The 24,458-nt window shown below is 53.6% G+C and carries 16 protein-coding genes; 4 read left to right on the top strand and 12 right to left on the bottom strand.

Annotated elements, in window-relative coordinates; all coding sequences use genetic code 11:
- Positions 1-751 precede the first annotated feature (751 nt).
- A complete protein-coding gene (locus ATO7_RS06255) occupies positions 752-9,631 on the top strand; it encodes an RHS repeat-associated core domain-containing protein (RefSeq protein WP_083560555.1) in 8,880 nt (2,959 codons plus the stop codon).
- Entirely contained in the window at positions 9,621-9,914 is a 294-nt protein-coding gene (locus ATO7_RS06250) for a hypothetical protein (protein ID WP_083560553.1), read from the top strand. Before ATO7_RS06255 ends, ATO7_RS06250 begins: the two co-directional genes overlap by 11 nt.
- A 664-nt stretch (positions 9,915-10,578) precedes the next feature.
- Here ATO7_RS06250 and ATO7_RS06245 read toward each other — a convergent pair.
- The 10 genes from ATO7_RS06245 to ATO7_RS06215 all read right to left on the bottom strand — a co-directional run bounded on the left by ATO7_RS06245 (position 10,579) and on the right by ATO7_RS06215 (position 20,104).
- A complete protein-coding gene (locus ATO7_RS06245; RefSeq protein ID WP_083560551.1) occupies positions 10,579-10,830 on the bottom strand; it encodes a hypothetical protein in 252 nt (83 codons plus the stop codon).
- A 329-nt stretch (positions 10,831-11,159) separates the two neighbouring features.
- A complete protein-coding gene (locus tag ATO7_RS16760; RefSeq protein ID WP_146680170.1) occupies positions 11,160-11,912 on the bottom strand; it encodes a caspase family protein in 753 nt (250 codons plus the stop codon).
- Entirely contained in the window at positions 11,905-12,657 is a 753-nt protein-coding gene (locus ATO7_RS06240; RefSeq protein ID WP_083560549.1) for a hypothetical protein, read from the bottom strand. Before ATO7_RS06240 ends, ATO7_RS16760 begins: the two co-directional genes overlap by 8 nt.
- Before the next feature lie 147 nt (positions 12,658-12,804).
- On the bottom strand, positions 12,805-13,590 hold the full coding sequence (locus ATO7_RS06235) for a hypothetical protein (protein WP_083560548.1): 786 nt from the start codon (positions 13,588-13,590) through the stop codon (positions 12,805-12,807).
- A 15-nt stretch (positions 13,591-13,605) separates the two neighbouring features.
- A complete protein-coding gene (locus tag ATO7_RS06230; protein ID WP_083560546.1) occupies positions 13,606-14,139 on the bottom strand; it encodes a hypothetical protein in 534 nt (177 codons plus the stop codon).
- Positions 14,140-14,362: 223 nt separating this feature from the next.
- Positions 14,363-14,509 (bottom strand): hypothetical protein, encoded by a 147-nt coding sequence (locus ATO7_RS16925; RefSeq protein WP_158523072.1) that lies wholly within the window; start codon positions 14,507-14,509, stop codon positions 14,363-14,365.
- Positions 14,499-14,750, bottom strand: a complete 252-nt coding sequence (locus ATO7_RS16755) for a hypothetical protein (RefSeq protein ID WP_146680169.1) — start codon at positions 14,748-14,750, stop codon at positions 14,499-14,501. Before ATO7_RS16755 ends, ATO7_RS16925 begins: the two co-directional genes overlap by 11 nt.
- Positions 14,751-15,577: 827 nt before the next feature.
- Positions 15,578-16,549: a hypothetical protein gene (locus tag ATO7_RS06225; protein WP_146680168.1), complete on the bottom strand. Its 972-nt coding sequence runs from the start codon at positions 16,547-16,549 to the stop codon at positions 15,578-15,580.
- A 536-nt stretch (positions 16,550-17,085) separates the two neighbouring features.
- The gene (locus ATO7_RS16750; RefSeq protein WP_146680167.1) at positions 17,086-18,912 is read right to left on the bottom strand and encodes a hypothetical protein; all 1,827 of its coding nucleotides are present in this window, start codon (positions 18,910-18,912) and stop codon (positions 17,086-17,088) included.
- A gap of 325 nt (positions 18,913-19,237) precedes the next feature.
- Entirely contained in the window at positions 19,238-20,104 is an 867-nt protein-coding gene (locus tag ATO7_RS06215) for a YifB family Mg chelatase-like AAA ATPase (RefSeq protein ID WP_083560541.1), read from the bottom strand.
- A 174-nt stretch (positions 20,105-20,278) separates the two neighbouring features.
- On the opposite strand from ATO7_RS06215, the gene ATO7_RS06210 reads away from it, so the two are divergent.
- Together ATO7_RS06210 and ATO7_RS06205 are read left to right on the top strand one after the other, a co-directional pair.
- Positions 20,279-21,370, top strand: coding sequence for an OmpA family protein (locus ATO7_RS06210; RefSeq protein ID WP_083560539.1), 1,092 nt, complete (start codon positions 20,279-20,281; stop codon positions 21,368-21,370).
- Between the two features lie 21 nt (positions 21,371-21,391).
- Positions 21,392-22,207 (top strand): uroporphyrinogen-III synthase, encoded by an 816-nt coding sequence (locus ATO7_RS06205; RefSeq protein WP_083560538.1) that lies wholly within the window; start codon positions 21,392-21,394, stop codon positions 22,205-22,207.
- Here ATO7_RS06205 and ATO7_RS06200 read toward each other — a convergent pair.
- The gene (locus ATO7_RS06200; protein WP_158523070.1) at positions 22,195-23,502 is read right to left on the bottom strand and encodes an ABC1 kinase family protein; all 1,308 of its coding nucleotides are present in this window, start codon (positions 23,500-23,502) and stop codon (positions 22,195-22,197) included. The genes ATO7_RS06205 and ATO7_RS06200 overlap by 13 nt on opposite strands.
- Positions 23,495-24,418 carry an oxygen-dependent tRNA uridine(34) hydroxylase TrhO gene (trhO, locus tag ATO7_RS06195; protein WP_083561029.1) on the bottom strand — a complete coding sequence of 308 codons (924 nt, stop codon included), beginning with the start codon at positions 24,416-24,418 and terminating at the stop codon, positions 23,495-23,497. The genes ATO7_RS06200 and trhO overlap by 8 nt, the downstream gene beginning before the upstream one ends.
- Positions 24,419-24,458 lie beyond the last annotated feature (40 nt).

Genomic DNA, 24,458 nt, shown 5'->3' with positions numbered 1-24,458 from the left:
AACTTTCCCGCCGTAAGCTTCCCCGTCAAGGGGACACAATAAAGGTAGACGTTCTGGCTTGTGACGTCACCCCAATTCTGGGACCAATCGATAAACGGTTCACTCTAAGTTTTAAGTGACAATTCTATTTTTTACAGAAGCTGACAACATCGGGGATTGGTGACGGGGCGTGACTGTACGTCACGTACTCGCTATCGGTACCTCGCTGCGCTCAGTCCATGAAAAGCCATCTCCGGCTTCACCTGGTGTCATCGCCGTTGGCAAGCAACCCAGCCGACCCTGGTTGTCTGCATGAGAAAATTGATCACTATCCTCAATGCCATGGTCAAACACGGCCGCAACTTTGAACCATAGTCACCTGTTAGGCATGTCACGCTTCATCGCTGCCCAACACATCGCTAACAATACTTTGCAGGTGATATTTTGAGCGCGAGCACCGGTTCGACAAGTTCGTCCTGCTTAGCGCCAGCAGAGAATGAATAATCTATCGCTAAATTGTTTTTTGCTCGAACCCTATCAACTCCTTAGCCCATATGATCTTCGGCGAGGGTGCAGCTTGCGAACATACAGCTATGCATATGGTGCTAGACATCAAAAATCATCCGTGTATAGTGCTAGGCTGTCTTATTGGGTCGGTCGAGCCCGTCGATCAAATTTGATCCGGCTCTCAACTACGAGTAAGCGCGTCTAAAGCGTATTTATCAGTTCAGCCCCAATGACAGATAATCTGTAATGGTCTTGGGGGACTGTAATGTTTCGTCGTATTTTATTGTGCGTGAGCACAGCCGTTTTCGTGTGTGCAACTGGTTGGGCAGGCGCTGATGCACACGACTCGGAGAGCGCTGTTTCCGGCTTTGGATCACTCTCGAAAGTCTCATTGTTGGGCTATGGGATTGAGGAGATAGTAGAAGTTCTACCGGATCCAACAACGACCATTCAGGGAATCTTGGATGAGCGAATTTCTGCCGCACGTGCATCTTCATTTTCAGCAAATGCGGCGCCTCTGAGCGGTTATCCCGGGATCGTTAGCGGAACATTCGCTGTATCGTCGCGGGGGGCTGCAAATTACAACATCCCAATTGTCGTGCCCCCAGGTACTGCAGGTATGGAACCGCAGTTGGCAGTTTCATACTCGAATTTGAACGGTAACGGTGTTCTAGGTCATGGATGGTCTTTGGGCGGAATATCTCGTATCAGTCGGTGTGCAAAAACGGTCGCGATTGACGGCGTTGCTGGCGGCATTAACTATGACGAGGGTGATCGCTTTTGCCTTGATGGCCAGCGCCTCATTGCGGTGTCCGGTTCTTATGGGCAACCGGGTACCGAATATCGAACAGAAGTCGACTCGTTCGCCCGAATTACGCAACTGGCGAGTGTGACAAACGGCTTATCCAATGTGTTTCGAGTGGAGACCAAGGCCGGCCTTGAAATGCTGTACGGAAGCTCTGATGCTTCGTTCTCGAGTGAGCCCAATAGCAAGTATTTTGTTTGGTCAATTGATCGAATCGTCGATTCCGTTGGCAACTACATTGCCTTTGATTATGAGCACCACAGCTCAATAGAAACGGGGCGAGAGTTCACGCTGAAAGAGGTCTTGTACACGGGTAACTCTCAGGCTGGATTGGTTCCCTATAACAAAGTAGTTTTTGAGTATGAGAGCCGTCCCGACGTCGTTAACCGCTACGTTGCGCATTCGGTATTCCACCAGACGAATCGCAAGCGACTCTCACGGATTGAAACCATATCAAATGGAGCCGTCGCGAAAATTTATCGCTTTGGCTACGAGTTAAGCGGGACCCGAAAATCGCGCTTGGTACAAATCGAGGAGTGTGCGCCAGATGGTGGCTCCGAGGTTTGCTTTGCACCTACGACCTTTAGCTGGACAGATAAGCTGCTTGGTTTCGGCGGGGCACACGAAGGATTTGGCAAGCCACCAGAACTGTTCTCATCATCATCTGAGTTGGTCGACATCAACGGCGACGGTTTACCTGACTGGGTAAACTCGAGATTCCACTGCAACGACAGAGGGTCAAATTGTGAGAATAGGAATTGGCTAAATTCCGACACCGACAGGTTGATCTCACACCTGCCAGGGTGGCGATTTGGGCCCAAAGAATTCACAGGTCCTGCGCCATTGTTCGCAGGCATTGACCGAATCGGCTTTCTTCACGATCTTGATGCAGACGGCTATGTTGATCATTTTGTGGCGCAAGGGAATCTCATTGGTGCTTACATGGGATCCGAGAGTGGATTTGCTGGACTCGATGACAATCTGATTCAGTTTGATGCCACAGAATCATCTGAGGCTGTGCGCCAGGACGTTGACCTAGCAGTATTGCAGGACATTAATGGTGACGGACTTCCGGATGACATTCGTTCAGTGCTGGATAACAACAACGTTGATGGAGCAACTTTTCTCAACAGAGCATGGAGCACCTGCACAGCGAAAGGTTGCTATTGGGCTGAGGATCCAGGCTATAAGACCCCCCATCCGCTAACGACAACTAATCGTAAAAAACTAGCGCGGCTGGTGGAGCTCAACGGAGACGGGTTGCCCGATCTTGTTGCGGCCTATACGTACGATGGCTCCTTGCCCGTTCAACGTGCCTACTTCAATACCGGCGAAGGCTGGGAAGCTGCCCCGCAGTACGTTCCTCAAGAGTTGATCAGAGAAGGGGATGAAGTGCTAGGCGACTTCGCCGATGTAAATGGCGATGGCCTTGATGACCTGATTTATGAAAACAGAGTTCGATTGAATGTTGGGACGGGTTGGGACCATGCGTATTCCTCCGCGTACAACTTACCGGAGAATGTCTTTTCAAATGACGGTGTTACTCGTCAAATATTCTTCGTAGACGTTTCCGGCGATCAGCTGCCCGATGCGGTCATCAGTGGGCCGGGGATTGTGAATCGTACTTTGATCAATCGAGGTACCGCGGAATGTGGATCTCATCAGTGTAAATGGGAAGAGCGGTCTGAATATCAGGCGCCACTGGATCTATTTTTCAGTGGCGGTTTTACGGCTGGATCGCTTTCGGATTTGAATGGCGATGGGTTGCTAGACATTGCTTACGCGAACAACAGTCGAGAGCAGTCGCATATCAATGAAGGGGGTATGCCCGATCTGCTTGTCTCCATCACGAATGGCTTTGGCTCCAGCATTGAAGTCAACTATCAACCTCTCACGAATGCGGATTTGTATGAAAAGCTTGGTGACGCGGCTTACCCCTATAGCGACGTCACGGGACCGGCATATGTCGTAGCGTCCTATCAGACGACAAACGATCTCGGGTCAGAAAATCTGATCACCTACCGATATAAAGGTGCCAAGGCGCATGTGGCAGGCCGCGGCTTTCTGGGCTTTGAGGAGATTACAACGGAGGACGTTGCTGCGAAAACTCGCGTCGTAGATCAATACGAGACTCAGTATCCGCAGGTGGGCCAGCTTGTTCTATCCACAAAGCAGGTTAAGGATCGCTTCAACAACTGGGTGACGATTCAATCCACTGAACATAGTCACCAGACTGAATACATTAATGGTGTTCATACGGTTGTTCCAACTGGGTCAACAACGAAAAAATTCACGTTGAATAGCGGAGGAAACCAAGAATATTTAAGAACAACCGTTACCCGAGATGACTATGACAACTTTGGCTGTGTAGGTACGGTCACCACAACAAGCCAGACCTCAGATGGGAGTTTTGCGTCAAAGGTGACGCAAAACGTCTACGAAAATGATGTGGCTAATTGGTACCTGTGCCGATTGCAACAGGCTCGTGTGACTCACCATAAGTCGGGTGAGCCGAGCGTCACAGACACAACTCAGTTTTCCTATGACGCTATGACTGGCCTGCTTACTAATGAAACCATTCATCCATTGACGAGCAAGCAACTCTCTACGACCTTTAGGCATGATGCCTTTGGTAACAGGATTTCAACGGAGAGCCAGGCGCAGGGGGAAACGCGGTCTGAAAGTCAGGTCTTTGATGACCAAGGTCGCTTTGTTGAGTCGGCGACCAATGCACTCGGTCATACGATTGAGATGCAACACGAAAGCAAATTTGGTGTTCTTATCTATCAGTCCGACGCAAACGATGTTGTGACCCGACAAACAGTTGACCCGTTCGGACGCGTGATTGCAGAGATTTCACCAACAAACTCAACTGTCATAACTGAGCACAACTGGTGCGACTCAACTTGCCCGGCAGACGGCGTCTACATGATCAGAACAACCGCTAGTGACGGGTCAGAGAGCTACACGGTTTTCAATAAAAATGAACGCGAGATTGTCTCTGCAACAATCGGATTTGATGGAAATTGGATCTATTCTGAAACACACTACGACCCGCTGGGCCGGGTTGAAAAGGTTTCTCGCCCATATTTTGCGGGTGGCCCAAAGTACCATTCCACTTTTGAGTACGATGTTCTCGGTCGCCGGATTCGAGAGGTACATCCGATTTCTGAGGATGGCGAAATTGGAACCGTGGAGCACGCCATTGATGGTTTGCAGGTTACCAGGACCGACGCAGAAGGAAAGACCAAGTTCACGAGAAAAAACGCTCAAGGAAAGGTCGTAGAGAGTCGGGATGGCGGTTCTGTTGTGTCTTACTATGCGTACGATGCTCGCGGCAATCTGATCAGCACCACGGGACCTACTGGTCTTACGCAACAAATTTCTTACGATCAGTTTGGATATAAGAAAGCTTTATCCGACCCGGACCTTGGCGCCTGGTCGTATAGCTATGATGCGTTTGGACAGCTGAGTTCGCAGACAGATGCGAAAAACCAGACTACTACCTTTGAATATGATCGTTTGGGGCGAGTCAAAACTCGTGTTGGTCCTGAGGGGACTGCCAGCTGGACTTATGATAACGCTGCATATGCTATCGGAAAGCCAACCTCAATCACCGCTCCTGGGTACTCTCAGGTGTTTGCTTACGATCAACATTCTCGACCGCGCAAGATAACGACAAAGCATGGTGGACAAACTGCCGTTGAAACTCAAACGTGGAATGCTCAGAACAAGTTGGGTATCCGACAAGTCGAGATCAACGGCATCACGGAATGGTTTCGCTACCGATACAATGCTTACGGATATCTTGTCATTGTTCGAGATGAGGGCGAGACAATACTTTGGCAGGCCATTGCCCAAGATGCGTTTGGACAGATAGAGGAGCAGCGCTTCGAGTCTGGCTTCAAGACATATAACCATTTCGACAGGGCGTCTGGTCGCCCACTATCAACTGAAACACGAGCGATCACTTCTTCGATCATAGCTCATAGCGAATCTACAACCTGGACCGCAGAAGGTCATCTTGAATCGCGAGTAGACCCTGTTAGTGGAATTGATGAACAATTCGGTTATGACGGGCTTCACCGCCTAACGTCGGTCACGTTAAACGGAAGTCCGTCGCTAAGTTTGGACTACACAAACAGCGGGAACATTGCGTATAAATCGGATGTCGGCACTTACCTGTATTCGGGTGGGAATCGCATTCGAGCCGTGCAAAATGAAAGCGGTCTCCAACAGTTTGACTATGACGAAAATGGCAACATGCTTTATGGCATGGATGCATTGGTTGATTGGACGCCTTTCAATAAACCGTCCCGAATCTCCCGTCTGTATAATATCGAAAGTGATTTCGACCCGAGCACTAGGCCAATAGCATCGGCGTACGCTGAGCCACCAACAGGCGAGGAGGCGCGGCGGGCAGCGGGGCAAAACGACACTCACACGCAGTACATCGCAGAAATTTCGCTTAATCCTTGGGTTGAAGTATTGGCGAGTAGGCCAACGTCGATTGCATGCGATACGTGCCCCGGAAATGACGAGCTTCTCGTGCCCGTGGCGATTGAACTAATGGTCGGACGGGCGTCGGACTGGTCCGACGAGATTTTGCTGCAATCTCGGACCATGCTCGGATTTGAAACACCGCTTGATAATCTGAATTTGGAAGCGCAGGCAGAGGACGTCACATCCGGCTTGTCGGACGTATCCGGATTACTCGGCTTGGGGTCGGTTCCAGCAACGTCGAGTAACCAAGGATCCGGCGTGGGGTCGCATTTCAGCTCAATCTTGGCGCTCTTGATTTATGCTAATGCGGCGTTGAAAAAGAGCGACGGTGATGTCGGCGCCATAACCGCGTGGGTCGGCCAGCATTTTGGCAGTGAAATGGCGGGGGACACTGATGTCCTACTCCAGCAGCGGTTGATGCCTCTGCTGTCAGCGCTAGGTCAAGATCGACCTACTCGAGCTCAAAGCGATGAACCCGTCGCCGACATCTTGGCGGAGGCCGTGGAAATTACGGTGTTGCTCTATGCTTGGGCGATCAATAGCGTCGTAAGTCTTAATCCCAGCGTTATGGAACCGGACGAGGTAGTTCCGTATCTCGTGGATTATCTGAACTACCTATCAGAAACAATGGTGGGTAACGTCGGAATTGTCCAAGCATTGGCTGCCGATCTGATCGGCGACGTGGCGTCCGATCCGGTGAATCTCGTTGTTGATACCTTCGATCAAGCCTATAACCAGGTAGATGCTCTGGTTATTGATCAGATTGAAAGTCTAGATCCAGATCTACTCGCAAATCTGGTCGAAGGCATTAGTGAAGTTATTGAGAATTCCACTGGAGATTTTGACGGTATTCGAGATGCTCTCTTTGCATTCGTGCGTGAGCAGGCGGTAGAGCCTAGCTTAGAACTGGCCATTGATGGCTACAACCTGGCAGTAACCTTAGTTCCATCGTTGCTTGAATCGATTGATGAGCTGTCAGACCCTGAAGTTCTTGTTGGAATTGCTCATGAAATAATCACTCCCATTGGTGAGATTTCAAACCCGTATCTAGAGCTTACTTTCGATTTAATCACGCAGCTCTATTATGACACGCCGATCTACGACGTGATGCTCTTTGGGGCGACGCTGGTTCTTGCCATCATTGATGATCCAGGAGGTTCTGTACCGGCGGATGTTATCGTCGAGCTCGTTTATGACGCATATCAAGATGCGTTGGATATGGGCGGCTCCTCTGTCGAGGTATTCCTGAATTTCGTCCAAAACGTTTTGGTGCTTGCCTCAGCTATTCAGGAATATATTGAAACTGCGGCTGATGGCGTCATGGACGATGTTGAGCCGATGGTTGGGGCTATAGTGAGCATCATTTCTGATGTCGATCCACAAGCAATCATCGCCGGATATGCCGAGTTTCTCTTGTTGCTGTACCAAGAGGTAATTCAGGAGATTGAGGGAGCTTCTGGTCAGGTCAACGAGGTGATTGCACAAGTCGCCCCGATCGTATTGGGCTACGGTGAGGCGGCAGTTAATACTGTAGAAGGCCTTGTCGAGAGGTTGGGGGACTTAGAGCCAAACGAGGTAGTAGCTCCATATCAGCAGATTATTGTCGACATTTTGGCCCTGATTGGGCCGGAAATTGGAAAAGCAGTAGCAGATGCGGAAAGCCTTGTAGCCGAAATCTATGCGGATACAACAAAAACAGGCGACGAAGTTGAGGAGGAGGTTGAAAGGGTCGCGCGAGAGTTACAGGAGGTCATTGCGGAATACTTTGCGTACGCAATGGCTGTCCTAGTTGCAATAAGCGAGCTTGATCCCAATGCCGAAGTGCAGGAGTTGGCCGATGCCGTCGAGGAATTTATCGAGCAAAACGATCCAACTGGAGACCTGCCTGATCCTCAGCAACTGGCTGATACGCTTGTGGCCTTGACCGCCGTAACGATTGACTACGTGGGAGAGACTGTTGCAACTATCTCAGATGATGCGACTCATCAGCCAATCGTGTTCCAGGTCGGCGACCTGAAATACGGTCTATATAACTTCCGTGTTCGGGTGAAATACCTGGCAACGGTTGACACCACAGATGGTTCGCCAGTTTATCGATACAGCGATCCCTACGTTGGTCCGAACACGGTTTTCGTGAATTCTTCCGTTGGTCGCACAGACCCCACGGACTTGGACGGAGATGGTGTACCTAACGTTGTAGATGGTTGCCCCGGCACGCCGTCAGGTCAAGCAACCACCGAGCTGGGTTGCCACTCGAGTTGGACCAACACAGAAAGCTTCAAATACGGACCTGACCGTGAGCTAATAGAGCGAAGTGTCTCTGAGCAGGTGAAAGAAGGCGTCAGGTCAGGAAAGGTCCAGTATTTAGGCGGCGTGCTTGAAGTACATGACTTTGGTGAGCCCGAATATCACTTCCAAATAATCGCGGGAGACCGAAGGTTAGGAACTGTCGTCCGGCGAGGCGCTATTGATCGAGAAGTGCGTTTTCAACATCAGGACCATCTCGGGTCTGTGGTTGCAATCACGCAAAGCGGTCTGGTTGTGGATCGATTCTCCTACGACGCTTTTGGGCAGAGGAGGAGTCTGGACGGCAGCCGGGATACGGATGGTTCTCTGACTTACTTTGATCGCTATTCAACCGAGAAAGGCTATGGCGGTCATGAGACATTGGGTGGCGTCGGCTTAGTGCATATGGGCGGGCGTGTTTACGACCCGCTGCTAGGTCGTTTCACGAGCCCGGACCCCATTGTGCAATTACCACTCAATACGCAGGGGCTGAACCGATACAGCTACACGTTGAATGCGCCACTGACGTATACAGATCCTAGCGGACATTGGATTCCTTTTGCGATCGCGGCCGCGGTTCTGATAACAGCTGGTGAGGTTTTCGATGAGCCTTTATTGACCAATATTGGAATCGCGCTCATACCTATTCCAGGTGGGCAGCTTGCTGCTGTAGGAAAAGGGTTCGCAGCTGGTCTAATTACATCTGACGGGGATTTGCGTGCGGCGGTTGTTGGTGGCGTTGCCGCTGGTCTAAGCTTTACTGTGGGTGAAGTTTATGGAGATCCAAAGTTTCTTTCTTCCAATTTTGCCAAGAAGGTTGTCGCTCACGGATTGATAGGTGGCCAGAGGCAAGCTATTTCCGGTGGGAGTTTCCGGGCTGGTTTTCTATCGGGAGGCTTTACCCAGGCCGCATCGCCGTTTGTCGGCACGGGTGAAGGTGGCGTCAATGTGGCGAATAGTTTTTCGCGTATTTCGGCTGCGGCAATAGTCGGGGGTACGGCGTCAGCGCTAGGCGGCGGTAAGTTTGCAAACGGAGCGGTGACGGGAGTGTTCATCCAAGCTTTCAACCATGAAGCGCATCGCGAGAGCTTGCGGCAGCGCGCTCAGCGGCTTGGCAACTTCGTCTTGGACGAAGGCGGCAATATTGTCTTCAGGACGGCGACCACCATCGGTGGGGCTGGCCAAGTTCTCCTTGGGGGTTCTCTCTGCGCGACGGTCGCCGGTTGCACTGTCGGTGGGCCTTTGGCGACCCTGGGGGCCAGCAATATACAGGAAGGCCTGACTGGACAGCCTGGATTCGTCCGTAGCCAAGCGACTTCTCTAATAGGGGGCAGCGCGGGGAATCTGGCGGTGGATGTCGTGAACATCGGCTCCTCCGGTTTTGGGCTTCTCCGGCCGGTCGTGCAACCGGGCGCCTTCAAGCTTTTCAACCATATTCGCAGTGACTTCGTGTCTGCTTTCCGTACGGCTACCAATACCGGTCTAACGGCGGAGGTTGGAGCTGGAACACTTAGTGCCGTCGACACACTGGACCGCTACTATGGCAACTGATATTGAGGTCGTCCTACTGGGGCTCGGTCTGCTGGGCGCTGTCTGGTATTTTGCCAGGCGGCGGAGCCATCTTCAGCGCGAAGATCAACGCCCATCGGGCGTCTTCGGAATTGTTTGTGGCCTGATGTCTGTATTTCCGTTGGTTCTTATGAAGCTGAATCTAATTGCCCAGACGACAACGACCATGATGCTTGGAATTCTCTATTTCCTGGTCTTCATTCTTGGGTCGATGCTTGTCTACTCCAAGGCGAACCGCATTTGCGGAGGCGGTGCCACGAGATGAGCGTGGTGGAAGTTTGCAAATAGAACAATGACCGTGGCCTACGTCATGGACGTTCGACCACCTCGCGCATGCCGGGCACAGCATCCAAAACTTGCATGGCTCCGGCCTGCGGCCAGTACATGACCCGTTAACCCTGGACTATCAGCTCCCGGATATCCTCCGGTGAGCTGCCGGTCTGCCCGGAAAGCATTTGAGCGACTGGGCAACCAATTCTCCTTTCTTTAGGTCCAGGGCGCCACGCAGGTAGCGGCGCACCGGCGCAACTCACGCGAGCCGCGGCTGTATTGCGAGAGCAAAATGACCCACTTTCGTTCCTCGGCTTGGCCGATGTGCATCCAGCGGTGGACGAAAAGTCAATAAAATCGGTGTTGTTTTGTGGACGTCGACGCTATCCCATTCCTTGAGGATGTCATGCAATTTTGCTTCTCCGTACATCCAACCCTCATGGTCAAACTCGGCGAAGAACAGATCGGCCCACAATCTGGCCGTCAATAGGCACTCTCCGTACCGTGCTATCGGCGCGCCGTGACATGAGCAGCCATGTCCAGCTACGAGTAACTTAAACTTCAAGTCTCGGGGGGCGTCACCTATACGACAAACCGTTACTTGGGACTTCGTCTCCTGCGTACAAGCAAGCAAAGAGCTCGACGGCTCGCTTTACGAGCTATTGGTCGCCGGACGTGGGTTTCGTCGTCTGTTGCATGCTCGAAGCGGGCTTTGAGCAGTCGTCGTAGAACAACCAGCGGGAATAGTCCCGTCGTTTGCGCTCGCGCATGTCACGCGCGTGCGACGTGTCGAGTTGATTGTGCGCCTGCATTCCTTCCAATCGCTCGCGGACCGTTTGCGTAAGGTTTCTTTCGAGCATCGCCAAGCGTGCGCCTTTGTGTGTACGGTATTTCCAGCGCTCGTCGTCCATAACCACAATTCTATTGCTCTCCGCTCTCCGCTCTCCGCTCTCCGCCGGTATCAGAAATTGTTGGTCATGATCAATCGGCGACGGTGGCTGACCAACTGTGGTGGGGAATTAAGGTCGCGAGCCTGGGAATAGAGTCGTGAACCTGTTCCAAGTGTTTGGGGTTAGTAAAACCTGTCCATGTGATCAACGGTAGTGACCGGCAAATAGCTGACACTCAATCCTCGTGCGACGATTGTGGCATCAACACAAGAACTGACGCTAACCAAGGCGAACCCTCCAACCAGCTGACGGTTGCTCGATATTTGCTTTGCCACTCACACAATTTGTTGTTAGGCCAACACTGCGAATGGGAAATATGGTTTGCTTCTGGGTTTCTCAATTTGTGGATTTTGTCGTCCTCCGCTTCTCCTTCCCACAAGCTCACTAGCGTTTCCGTGCGACTCGACAACGCTACAAATTCTGTAGTTCTGACTAAGATCAATTGCGGTTGCCCGGTCCCAATCTAAAGCGCTGCGACGGAGGCCGTCACTGTAGTAACCGCCTCTTTTACTATCATCTCCCGCTGTCTCATTTACATCGCACGCATGCAGGATGACCAACCCTGCCGACGCGTTGGAGATCGCAGATTCGTAGTATTTGCGGCATTCCGCACCAGACAGACGGTGATCTTCACAAAAATTCAAGGACTTGGCCAAAAGCTCTTCTTTAAGACTCTCACGATACACCTTGCGGCAGCAGTCTAGGAGAATTGTTCTCTTTGCACCTTGATAGCGAAGCTCTGCCTCGTCCATCGACTGTCCAGCACGGAGTTCCAAAATCGTTGAGCTGTCAGTGGCTGAATACCAGCCGTGCCCACAAAAAATCACAAGGGAGTAATCGAGATTAGCAAGGGCGCTAATTTCCTGACGTACATCATCGACCCTCGGGCGATCGAGATGACGAATCTCGTCTGCCGTCCACGCGCCGCCAATTGGTGATGTGAAATAGCTTTTGTACTCACGAACATCGACATTAACCCCCTCACAGTAATTTTCTGCACCGGGCTCGCCGGGGTTTGAGATCAACAATATTTTCTTATTCATTGAGAGAGACCTGTGACTCCTCTACATTCGAGATAAGTGTAGGTATTAGTCGCTCACTGGCTCCCGCGACGAAGCCGACAAGCAGCATAGTTAACGACATGGATTCGCCCGAATCTAACAAAGGCAATACCAAGCCTAGCTTGACCATCACAGCGCCAAAAAAGCCACCGATAGCACCAGAAACGACTCTGGCGAAGGCCTCAATCTGATGCAAGAAACGACCTGATTGTGCTTCAACCTCCATCTTCCCAAGCCTCAAAGCGATGGAAGCAAACGCCCCCAAGGCGCCGCTAACTGAGCAAATCAAAAATAGCAGGGCACTTTGTCCCAGTAGAGGGGTGGCTTTTTCTCGCAGCAGCCATATAGCTATGCCACACAGCGCAAAAATCGCAGCCGATGTACCACTGGCAATCAAATACCACTCCCGAGATTTTTCACGACTCCTGTCGGTTAAGAATTGCTTCGCTTGATCAACTGCGGTACACGCGTTCCCATAATCGCCTCCCAGAGCGCGAGCAACCGCCTCTCCAAGCAACCTTCGAAAGCTTTGTTTCATCTCCGACGATAGGTGGTGCTGAGGTTTGGTTTCCAGCAAGGTGACGGCGTTCAGTATCCGATTGAATTGCTGGGGATCATCGTGACCTCGCTTGTCGTACTCATCGGAAGTCTTCCAGTCCACATCGAGGGCGGTATCGAGACATACGACGTAATCATTGGTTGAGATGATCAAGAACTCGATGTCCATTTCCGGCCACCTTTCACGGTAATCTGACACCGTTAGTACCACCATAGGGCATAACGCCCACGTTCAGATGCATTTGGGGCGGTGCCTGCCATTGCGAGAGCAAAGGTCAGCGGCGGGGCAAACTTCACATGCAAAGTACTGTTAGAGTCATTCGTGCTGGGTATTGACTTTGTAACGAATTTTGGGGATTTCATGGTTACTCAGTAGTGCCTGAATTAAGTGATCCTTTGCTCTACGACTAGAAGTGTTTGCTGGGCTTATGGCATCCCTTACGCCCAGGGCAAACGAAGAAATAAAATCGTAAGACACCCGAACCCCGACGAGTAACAGCCAAAGCAAGAAAGCCAAGAATATGACAAAGCTGATGTAATTAGGAAAGTCATCTGACCAGAGAATCTCAACTGGAACTTGACCTGAATCGTAAGCGCGCAACAGAAGCAAGGTTAAGAAAGAAAGAAGAAAAATAACGAGGGAAAGCACTCGAGCTTTTGATTCTGGATCAAACACCAACCTGAACAACTCTGTTCGTTCAATAGTGAATTTTGTCCTGTGCTGTTTGTACAGCTTTTCCGACTCACTCAACTCCCTAGCGATTTTGAAGTACTCAGTAGCAGGAGCGGCGATAGACCTCTTAAGCCACTCAGATTGAAGCTGGGAGACGGCCGTGTAATTGGTTCCCCACCTTGCGTTTAAACGGCACATGACCTGGGTGCGTTGGTAACTCTGAACTTGTGCCCACATTCCGAGCAGGAGAAGTTCTGTTGCAATTAGAGGTAGGGATGCATTCGATTTTAGAGAGCTTATGAACCCAAAAATAAAGATCGAGAGCGCTGCGACCAGAGAAAAGGAGCGCCAGTTCAGCAACCCCACGTGAAGTCTGTAGCTCTCGAAATCTCGGAAGTATGCTGCTGCAAGCGCCTCAAAGTCTCTCATGGGTCCAATGTGTTGTTAGGTGCTTTTGGCATCATCTTTTAGGAGGGCAACAACTGAGGTGGCAATTGGCTTGATTTCCTGCTGTTTTAGCCTGATCTCCTGCAATATCTCGTTGAGATCGGTTCCTTCAGTTTTGGCCTTTGATCCTATCGAGAACAGTTGGTCTTGAGCCTTTTCTAACTCATTGATCTTATGAACGATATCGACGCTATTTGAAACGAGTGCGATCCAACCTTTCTCATTGTTGATGGTCGCACATGCCTTTTCAAAAGTTGGGTCAGAAACGACAAGTGAAAGGCGAGAGGCAGCATCGTCTCCCGCTTGATCGAGAATGTCTATGAGATCCTCAATCGCTCCTTCAATGTAGTAATAGGCACCAAGGAAGCCCGCATACCTTTCCAACTTGAGCTTATCCCTCTCAAGTTCATTCTGACGTTGGAATTGCTGCTTCCAGAGCGATATTTCCTGACGGAACTTGATAATCGCAACGATGATGGTGATCGCCCCGCCAATGGCGGTACCGATCAATCCGAATATTGCTGCCTGCATGATCCCCTCCAAAGTTTGGTTGGCGCCTAACGCCTATTGGCGTGAGTTAGCCCGCAACTCACAGATAATCCTGCCAGATTCATTCAGTCTTTCCTAAGTTCGACACGTAAATGTCAGTCTTGTCTCACGGTTGAGGTCCTCCTCAATAACTGATCGCCCTGCGCTGGAGAATGTCGGTCTGTGAATGGAAGGATTTCTGGAACCTTTCGAGAAACGATTCATTCTAAATTTTAGGTGACAATCTAAGCACCTCAAGCGCCGCCTTTTCTGCGGCCGATCTGGAAAGACCACCGTCAAATTCAAGCTTCGCTGCCATCTCTTCAACAGCCTCCCAGCGATATTGACGAGTACCACTTGCTTCAATTTGCAAAGCGTACTCTGGAAACAGCCGTGCGAAGCCGATGCGCAAAGTTGCTCAATACCTCGGTGTCGTTGTTGCTGCTAGAAGATGACGGGTAAACACCCCAGGCAAGACTTGAAAGATCAATCTGGTCGGCAAGGAATGAGCGCGCTGCAGCGACCAGCAATGCGGTTAAATTTCCAGATCCCGTTTTGACCGTTGCTTGCAGCTTCGCACCAAACCTTTGCTGCTCAACGGGTTTGTAACCCATGCTTGAGAGGTCGGCCAGAGCCTTGGGCGAGAACGCTTCCTCTCTTGCGGAAGAAAACCAGCAGCCGGGCCAGCCGTCCGTGAGCTTGATAACTTCAGAAAGCTGAGCGGGAGAATCAACACCAACACTGTCTGCCGAACTTTTTTGTCATTACTCCAGCCGGCTGCCACTAGTACCGCCCCGCCATTCTTCCCCATGGCAACATCATCAGCATTTGACGCAAGAACGAGGAAGTTATGGGGAGCAAGGTTTAAGCGTTCTGCGTTCTCTGCGATCAGAGCTCCATTCTGCCGCCCACGCGTTTGTAAGAACTGAACATCTGAACCGGCGAAGCTGCCCTGAAACTATGACGGCTCCCCACGGTTTGAAACAATCGCAACAGGGTTATTTCGCGCCTTTGTGTCGCGTAACACACTGACGATATTGGCATCAGGAACACCGTTTGGAGCGACTACGCCAGGTGACGCCAACAAACCGATCATAACGGCCTCCCCTCACTCATTTGTACAAATGAGGATAGGAAAGATAAACGTCCTTTGTCGAGCATGTGGCGGTAGCCGAGTCCTTGCTGTTGGGTAAACTTTGGTCGGCTGCTGAGCAGATTCGGCCGGCTGGCACCCGGACTCGCATCTTTGCCCTTGAACGCGGGTTTTCTGGATCTGGCGCTGTCAGAGCGCTCGCCGGATGCTGAACGTCTGCGAAGGGTCGACTGCGGCTGGGGTCCTCCCCAATAACTGACCACCTTGAGCTAGCGAATCTCAGCCCGTGAGGCGGTCTACACCAGGTATCCACTAAATCCTGGGAGCTCCGCATAGAACTCGTCAGAACTAAGCAGTCGAACGCCGAAACTTCCGTCTGATGTCTCGCCGAGCATCTGTACGGGCGGCTAACAGTGATACTCCGGATTGGGACAGATGGTAGTTCACGGTTTGCGGGGAAACAGACTCGGTTATGGGCTTGCCGGGAAACAGTGGCCGATTTTCCTGGTCAACGGAGAGTCGCCATTCTGAAATGTGCCTGCGAAATGCCGCCGCAAGGTCGCCTTCCAGCAGTACCCAAGTGCTCTGAACTTTGAGTCTAACCGACTCTTTGCCAACGGAGATGCTGCTGCTTGGGAGGCTACAGGCACTGGTTATATCTATGCCCCAAATATGAACAATCGTGGCAACAAGCAAACTGCGTCGAGCTTCCTTCGACTTCGCTTCGGTAAGGTAGTACAGCAGCGTTTCAAAATCCGCCACTTCCTTTCGATGACCCCTCGGACGCTTCTTGCCAGGTTTTTTGGAGACCTTCAATGTAGTGTCGTTTATGCGGTTCACGTAAGCGACGAACCGGAAAATTGACGCACGATGCCCCGGGTTGTTGCTGATCCAGGTCTCAAGTGTGGTTTGGTCGAACTCGGGTCCGTATTCGCGAAGAAGTTTGGTTGCAGCACGGACGTACAACCGCTGCGTCGCGGTCGTTGGTGGCTTCTTCGATTTATTGAGATCAGCCAGGAAGTCACGCGCTAAAATTTGGCATTCCTCGGAAGGTAGTTCACGGATCGCGGTGCTGATCCGCCGAGAGTCACTCAGCCTACGTGATTCTTCCCTGCTTGGTACAGGGAATCCCTCGCCCTCGAGAAATGCCCACCAGAGCGAATACTTCTTGAGGGTTTGAGCATCGACTCTACTCGAGAAGTACTCCATGACTGGGTCATCAAGCCCACCAACCAACTCGTTGATCTGGATCAGTGCATAAAGGTGCTTCTGCAGATCAAGGGTGACGACCGAATGGCCGCGACGCTCTGCGATTTCCAAGGAAAACTCAACGAAGAGTGCTTGGAGTGTGTCGTTAGGCAGAGTGCTCGCGAGTCGATAAGTGTCGTCGTAGTGCCGGGCGAACCAATAGTCGTCTAGTTTTTGTTTCTCGATCTCAGCTCTCTTCGGATCTATGCAGTTGGCACAAATTGGCTTGCCATCACGCGTCTTCGCAGCGACTTTTCGATGCCTCCTGCAACTTGCACAGGTCGCGTGGTCCGGTTTCGGCTTCGGGCCTTTGTAGCGCAGCCTATTAGCGCAGGATCCGCAGTAAGCGTTTTCATCTCTGATCAATGATGCAACGGGCAGATCGCAGTCGCACCTGGCACAAGTTCGTTCGGCGCGAATGCACCGACCGCATGTTTTATGGGTGTCACTGCGATGTATTCGAGCGGGTTCACCGCATCTGATACATGCAATCCTCTCAAACTCGCGCGTGTAGCAAGTTGCGCAATAGTCGTCGCCTTTGTAAACCCGCTTTGCTTTGGCAATCAGCTTACCGCAGCGGTCACAACGTCGTTCGCTTCGGTGAGCGCTCACTGCTGAAGAAATTCTAAATCGGCTAACGGCTCGTCAAATGGCGTCATGGGCACATTGTTAATATCTGTAGGCTTCGTTGCCCATTCGCTCACATGCTTGTCGATGCGCCTCGCTATGTGATCGACATTCGGCCAAGTGTGTAGATAGCAGTAAGTATCAAACCCATCGATTTCTTTCGGCCAAACACCGCGACAGTCAAGCGCTGTCTGTCTCAGTGTGTCGCAGTCATGATTGACCTGGTGCCACGGGCGTGCAAGTAGCAACTTGAACGCGACAGGCTTGGTCAATCCGGCAGAGCGTGGTTCCACCTCAACAAGGTAGACCGGCCAGTCATTCTGCGTGATACGGAGCGCTGCGATACAACGCTTTGCGCCTCCTTCATTGATCCAGTTGACCTGCTTGGCATCCAGACCTGCGGTACTGACGTGAATCTCTGTCGCAAATCCGCCTTCTGGATCATCTTTCAATTCCACTTTTTCGCCAAGTCCCAGGTGCAGAAACTCAGCGCTACGCCAACTGCCCAGCTTCTCCATCGCTTGTCCGATGGTGTACAGCGACTCCACGATTGGCATGCGAGGTGATTTGCGGCGCTTGTTCTCTATGACCTCTAACTTCCTGTGCTTTCCGCTCGATTTGGCGGTGCCGGTTGAGCCTTGAGCCGAGATATTCTCCATTAGCTGCGTGTCGGGGACTTTGCTAGAGAACGGCTCCTCGCGATCGTTATCTCCCGAGTCCCACGTCGCGAGCGCTGGTATGCCGTTAAGGGTGCCAACGAGCGAGGACGTCCGAACCCCGCGTATGGCCTGGTTTGGCAGATCTGATTCATCCACTGCCAGTTGAATGCGCGTGCCACTGTGGTCACTTACTCCGTCTTCGCCACTCAGTTCATCCAGCTTGTCCAGCGCAGCGGCTGGGATTTGCATCCTGCGTCCGATCTTACACTTCGGTGCTTCATGATCAGATTCAGGGCAACTTGCGACATTGATTCGGGTTATCAGAAGGGCGCGCGGCTCTCCCTGGGGGCGGTGCAATTGAATTGCTGAACAATCGATCTGAAATTCACCGCTGCGGAAAGGTGGCCGAGCCTCCAGCTCAGCGTGGAACCTGCCGTTAGCACGCGCAACTACGATCGGACTGCCAACTGTCGCTAGCCCGAGTCGATACTCCTCACTGGAGGCGGCAAGTGACAATAACCCTGCAACTGAGGGGTGGCAGCTCGACTTGAGCGTCAATGTCCTCCACTCGATACCGACTCCCAAATCATCGAACCGTGGATGTTCGACCAGCGCATTCCACGCTGAGCTGGTACTGCCGGCGAGCAAGTGATTTGTTAGCAATGTTGATCTGAGATACCAAGTCCGGGCTATCTCGGTGCAAGGGATGTAAACGTGCGTGCAATTGACGCTCTCAAACCGAGCAACGCGGGCCGCAGACAAGGCCCGATTGATCGGATAGTCCAGGGGCGGTATGTGGTATCGATTTTGGTCGTAGCGGTCGTAGCTGGCTACCGTCTGGTATGAATCGGCTTTGAGATCAAGCGTTGTATTGAATTCTTTCGGATTCGCTACTGCGCGACCAATGCGTGTTTGTCTACACCACGCACTACCGAGTTGAAATTGTGGGAGCGCCCCGGCGCCAATCGACGTGACTTGTGAGTTGCGTTCCTCGCGCCGCCCATTAGAAAGCTCAACCAACTCAACATCGATCATCTTTTGTGATGGTGCGTGCGAGTTGGGTCGCACGCTGCCATACCAGTTGACGATCCAGATCTTGTCGTCGTCTGGGAGTTTCCTGTAGTGATGAGAGGGCGGCGCAGTTTCCACAAACGTAGTCTCAAGAATTGCGGAGCAGTCTCAAGTCTAGTTAATTCGACCTAGGTCGGGTTGAAAACATCAGGCTGTGCGACCCCAGGGGGGAGCGGTCACGTTCGATTGTTGAGCAAGTAGATTAGCCGAATCCTGACGACCGATCGCTATCGAAACGCGTTGTCAACTGATTCGCGTCGGTGCTCGGTATCCTAAGTCTATGCTCACCACTGAGGCCCCTTTGGCTTTAGCAGTTTACATTAGCGGTGGCGCGGCACGTGTTCCAGCGCGGGCACACGGCAACAGTTGCGAATAGTCTCAGATAGCTGATCAGTCTCATTAATTAGTGCAATTTGGAGCCGCCACCGACCAGCGCCGCGGCCGAACAGCTGTGGTGCGGGCTGCGAAACGGCACGCGCCGCCATTGCGCCGGGTCGAAGCTTGCGCCCATTGTGGACTGCACGCTGGCCAGTTCGATGGCCTGTTGTTCGGTCAGAGCCGGGCAGATGCCCGGAAAACGCTGGGCCAGCATGCTTTTGCCACTGCCAGGCGGGCCCAGCATGAGCACGTTGTGATGTCCGCTGGCGGCAATTTCCAAGGCCCTTTTGGCGCGTGACTGCCCGCGCACTTCAGCAAAGTCAGATGCTGTGTGAGCCGGCTCAATGGCATGGCCGTGGGCGCGTTTTGCGGTGGTCCATTGACGCTGGCCGGTCAGTGCTTCACACACCTCCAACAGATGTTCGGCTTGCCGTGCACCCGGGTGTTGGGTCAAGGCAGCTTCGGCGGCGCTTTGCGCGGGTACAACGATGGCGTGTTGAACGGATTTGGCCGCGAGGGTTGCTGCCAGCACGCCACTGACGGCCCTCAAGCCGCCGGACAATGACAGCTCCGCTACGAATTCGCAGGCCTCAAGATCCGCGTCCAGTTGTCCGGAGGCTTGCAGGATGCCTAGGGCGATCGCCAGATCGAAGCGGGCCCCGTCTTTAGGCAGGTCTGCTGGCGCAAGGTTTACTGTGATCCGGCGTGGTGGCAGCTTGAAGCCGCTAGTCTGGATGGCCGCGCGGACACGATCTTTGGCTTCGCGCACGCCGGAGTTGGGCAGGCCGACAATGGTGAGGCCGGGCAATCCGCCAGCAACATGGACCTCAACACGCACGGCTGGTGCCTGAATTCCGACTTCGGCCCGCGAATGAACAATGGAAAGACTCATACCCAGAGATACGAGGAAATAGCCAGGTTAAGGTCAACGCTTGACAAAATGCATCGCAAGTTGCTGTTTGTATTTATGAAAGTCGCGGCAATTTCACGCGCCTGAATATCAGATGCGTTATTCTTGGCGATAACGGCAGCGATAACGCTGCTTGGGAGATTCAGGAATCAGGGGATGGGGATGAAAACCGCGCTTAAAGCCGCCCTGCTGGGCGCTATCGCATGCAGCATTTCGACGCAGGCCATCGCGGCGGACTCGTTTCGCGACAAGTACTTTACCGTGGCGGGCTATTTCTACGATCCGGATGATGAGCGTGGAACGGATCGTGAAGGCGGTGGCGCCGACGTGGCATTCGGTTTTCAACTCAGCGGCCCGTTTTTCGCCGAGTTGCGCGCCTTCGGTGTGGTTTTTGAAAACGGTGTAGGCGGCGGAGCCGACAACTACAACGGTGGCTTCGGTGCCGATCTGCAGTATCTGATTGGCAAACGCGGTCAGTTCTCTGCGTTCGGTCTTGTCGGTGCAGCCTTCGCCTACAACGACGCCAATGCAGCCTATCCGGATGAGGGCGTATTCCAGGCCAACGCCGGCATCGGCATCTTGAGCCGTGCATTGACGGCCTCGGATATCCGTCTGCGCATAGAAGCGCGCGGTATCTACGAAGACTATCTTGGTGGGGTAGAGGACTACCGCATCGGTGCCGGTATCGAGATTCCGCTTGATCCTGCCGAAATCGTGGTGCGTGAAGTCGGCGCTCCGGTGGTGCAGCAGGCACCGGTTGAAAAACCGGATGACTACCCACCGCGCCCGGTCGACACGGACCATGATGGCGTGCTCGATAACTTCGACGTCTGCCCAGGAACGCTGCCTGGAACGCGGGTTGATCGCTCAGGCTGCGCGCTCCCCGAGCAGAACGTGACCTTGCAAGGTGTTCATTTCGAACTTGATTCGGCGCGCCTTACGCCCGGGTCTTTGGCGATTCTGGATCAGGCGGCTGCCGCACTTAAAGGTCAGCCTGATATCAAGGTCCGCATTGCCGGACACACCGACAGCCTGGGTTCAGCACTCTATAACGAGAAGCTGTCGATGGCGCGGGCCAAATCGGTACGCGAATACCTGCAGTCGCATCAGGGTATCGACCCGCGTCGCCTGAGCGTGATCGGTTATGGCGAGGCTCAGCCGGTTGGGAGCAACGAAACCGAAGCCGGCCGGGCCAAGAACCGTCGGGTGGAATTTGAATTGCAAGGTCACGGAGCCAGCCCGAAGTAAGGGCCGGCTGGAGCTTAGCCTGTGTCTGAAGAGGCGCTAGCCGGGCGATTTATCGCGATTCCTGAAACCCGTCAGGTCGATGTTCTGGCCGGCTTGCTTGAGCGGCGCGGTGCTCAGGTTTTGCGTTGTCCTTTGGTCGGTATCCACGACACCCTGAATACCGAGCAGGTGCATTGCTGGCTTGATACCTGCATCCGCGACCCGTTTGATGATTTGATCCTGCTGACCGGTGAGGGGTTGCGACGCCTGCTTGGTTTTGCCGAGCGTTACGGCTGGCGGGAGCCCTTCGTGGAAGCGCTGGCGCAGATGCGTACGATTGTGCGTGGGCCCAAGCCTGCCAAGGCGCTGCGCGAGCTGGGTTTAACCCCCAGCGTGGCCGCCGAGCAGCCCACCACCCAGGGCATCATCGCGACATTGAGTGCGCATGATTTGTACGACCGTCGCGTCGGTGTGCAGCTGTATGGCCAAGCGCCCAACACCGCGCTGCAAACATTTCTTGACCAGGCGGGCGCCCACGATTTTTTTGTCGCACCCTATCGCTATGCCGATGAAGCTGAGGATCAGCAGGTTGTTGCACTGATTGAGCAGCTTGTTGCCCGACAACTCGATGCGATTTGTTTTACCAGCACGCCGCAGATCCGGCGCTTGTTCTCAGTGGCCCGCCAGCATGAGCAGGAAGAGGCCTTGCGCGAAGCATTGAATGCTTGCGTGGTCGCGGCTGTGGGGCCGGTGGTCGCAGATGATCTGGCCGCACGTCAGGTGCGCGTGGCGATCATGCCGGAGCAAAGCTGGTTTATGAAGCCGTTGGTTCAGGGCCTGGTCGACTATTGGTCCTGAAGCCCGATCCATGGTGCGATGGCGGCGCGTAGATCCACCACTGCGCCCAGATTGACCAGCGTCCAGTAGTGACCATTGATCATACGATCGACAAAAACCGTTTGTGAGGGCGGTTGCAGCTGGCGGGTCAGCTTCAGGACTTCTGGCGACTTGGCCATGACCGCCTTGTGAATCCGCGACTGAGCAAAGTCGAAACCGTTTTCAGCCAGCAGAGGTTTGAGCACGATAGGCCGCCAGCCGGCATAGAAATCGTCCGGCAACGGTGCTGATCCAGGCACGCGCGCACCCAGAGCACCGAGCGCACTGTCCACCGTTGCCCAGTCGCAGGCCAGGGCCGCTGTAATCAGCGTACGGTAGGTCTCAACGGTTTCCTTGGGCAGGTGTTTCACGCAGCCGAAGTCGTAAATCAGCAGATGGCCGTCGGCATCGACGGCAAAATTCCCCGGATTGGGGTCGGCGTGAATGGCGTGATGTTCGAACAGCGAACGACACATCACATCGACCAACGTGCGGCCCAACGTGGCGCGTTGATCCTTGGGCGCCTCGCGCAGTGGTGTGCCCGGCAGGTATTCCATGGTCAGCACTTCGCGACTGCAATGCGAGGCGATCAGCTGGGGCAGGCGCAGGCGGGCTTCATCGGCGAAATAGTGCTGAAATTCGCGTAAATTGTCGGCTTCTTTGCAGTAGTCCAGCTCTTCATGCAGGCGCTCACGGATCTCGCTGAACATGGCATCGAGGACGTTTTTGTCGACCTGCACCAAGCGCCCCATGCGCAGTGCACGCTTGAGCTGGCGCAGGTCGGCATCGCACGATGCGGCAATGCCCGGATACTGGACTTTGACCACCACCTCCCGCCCATCGTGCAGGCGACCGCGATGGACCTGGCCAATGGATGCGGCGGCGTGAGGTTGCTGATCCAGCGCAGCGAACAGCTCATCCAGCGGGGCGCCCAGACCGCTTTCAAGCTGCTCGCGAATCAGCTCGAAGTCCATGGGGGGCGCCTGTTGCTGCAGCCGTGTCAAAGCGTTGGCGATATCTTCGGGCAACAGATCAGAAACCTGTGAGGCGAACTGACCCAACTTCATCACCGCACCTTTGAGTTCACCCAGAGTGTCGGCCAGATGATCGCCGGCTTGTTGATTGAGCCGGGCCCGGGCGGCTTTGCGTTGCTCTTCGCTGCGTACGGCAGAAGCCAGCTTGTTGCCGGCGTAGCGCCCGGCCAGCGAGGCGGTCATGCCGGCCAGCTTGAGCATGCGGCGACTGCCGCGTGCGGGGCGCGAGGGCTTATCAGCCATGATCCTCACGTGGCCCCAGGTGGTGTTCGCCGCGCGCTTTGGCCAGACGAACCTGGCGGATACGCTCGCGCGCTCGGGCCCGGTTGGCCTCACTTTGCTGGGCATAGCAATGAGGGCAGCTCACGCCTTCTTCGTAGTGCGGGTTCAGGCGATCCTGGGCCGAGACAGGTTGGCGGCAGGCGCGGCAAAGGCGGTGTTCACCTTGGTTCAGATCCTTATCGACCGAGACCCGCTCGTCGAAAACAAAGCATTCGCCTTGCCAGCGGTTGTCTTCGGCAGCTACATCCTCAAGGTATTGCAGAATCCCGCCCTTGAGGTGATAGACCTCGGAGAAGCCCTGCTTGAGCAAATAATGGCTGGCCTTTTCGCAGCGGATGCCGCCGGTGCAGTACATCGCAATCTTGGGTTGCTTGGCCGGGTCGAGGTGGCGTTGCACATACTCCGGGAAGTCGCGAAAGTGCTTGGTATCCGGTGAGATCGCGTTGCCGAACTGGCCGATGGCGACCTCGTAATCATTGCGTGTATCGATGACCAGGGTGTCGGGATCGTCGAGCAAAGCATTCCAGGTCGCAGCATCTACGTAAGTACCGTTGCGACTGGCCGGGTCAACCTCGGCGACCCCCATGGTTACGATTTCCTGCTTGAGACGAACTTTGAGGCGCAGAAAAGGGCAATCCTGATGCTGCGATTCCTTGTACTCCAGACCCTCAAAACGCGGGTCCGCCAGCAGCATGTCATGCAGCGCTGCGATCGCCTGGGCGCTACCGGCCACGGTGCCGTTGATGCCCTCTTCGGCAATCAGCAAAGTCCCCTTTATGCCATGTGCCAGGCACAGCTGCTCAAGCCGATCACGCAGTGCGGGTGCGTCCGGCAATGCAGTGAACTTGTACAGGGCGGCGATGACGACGGCTGACATGGCAAAACGTGCAGGGATGTGGGCGCATTGTAACGGGCGT

It is taken from the genome of Oceanococcus atlanticus, from assembly GCF_002088235.1.
GTDB classification, from domain to species: Bacteria; Pseudomonadota; Gammaproteobacteria; order Nevskiales; family Oceanococcaceae; genus Oceanococcus; species Oceanococcus atlanticus.
The sequence above is the reverse complement of the archived record's forward strand: the minus strand, read 5'-3'. Positions and strand labels throughout refer to the sequence as shown.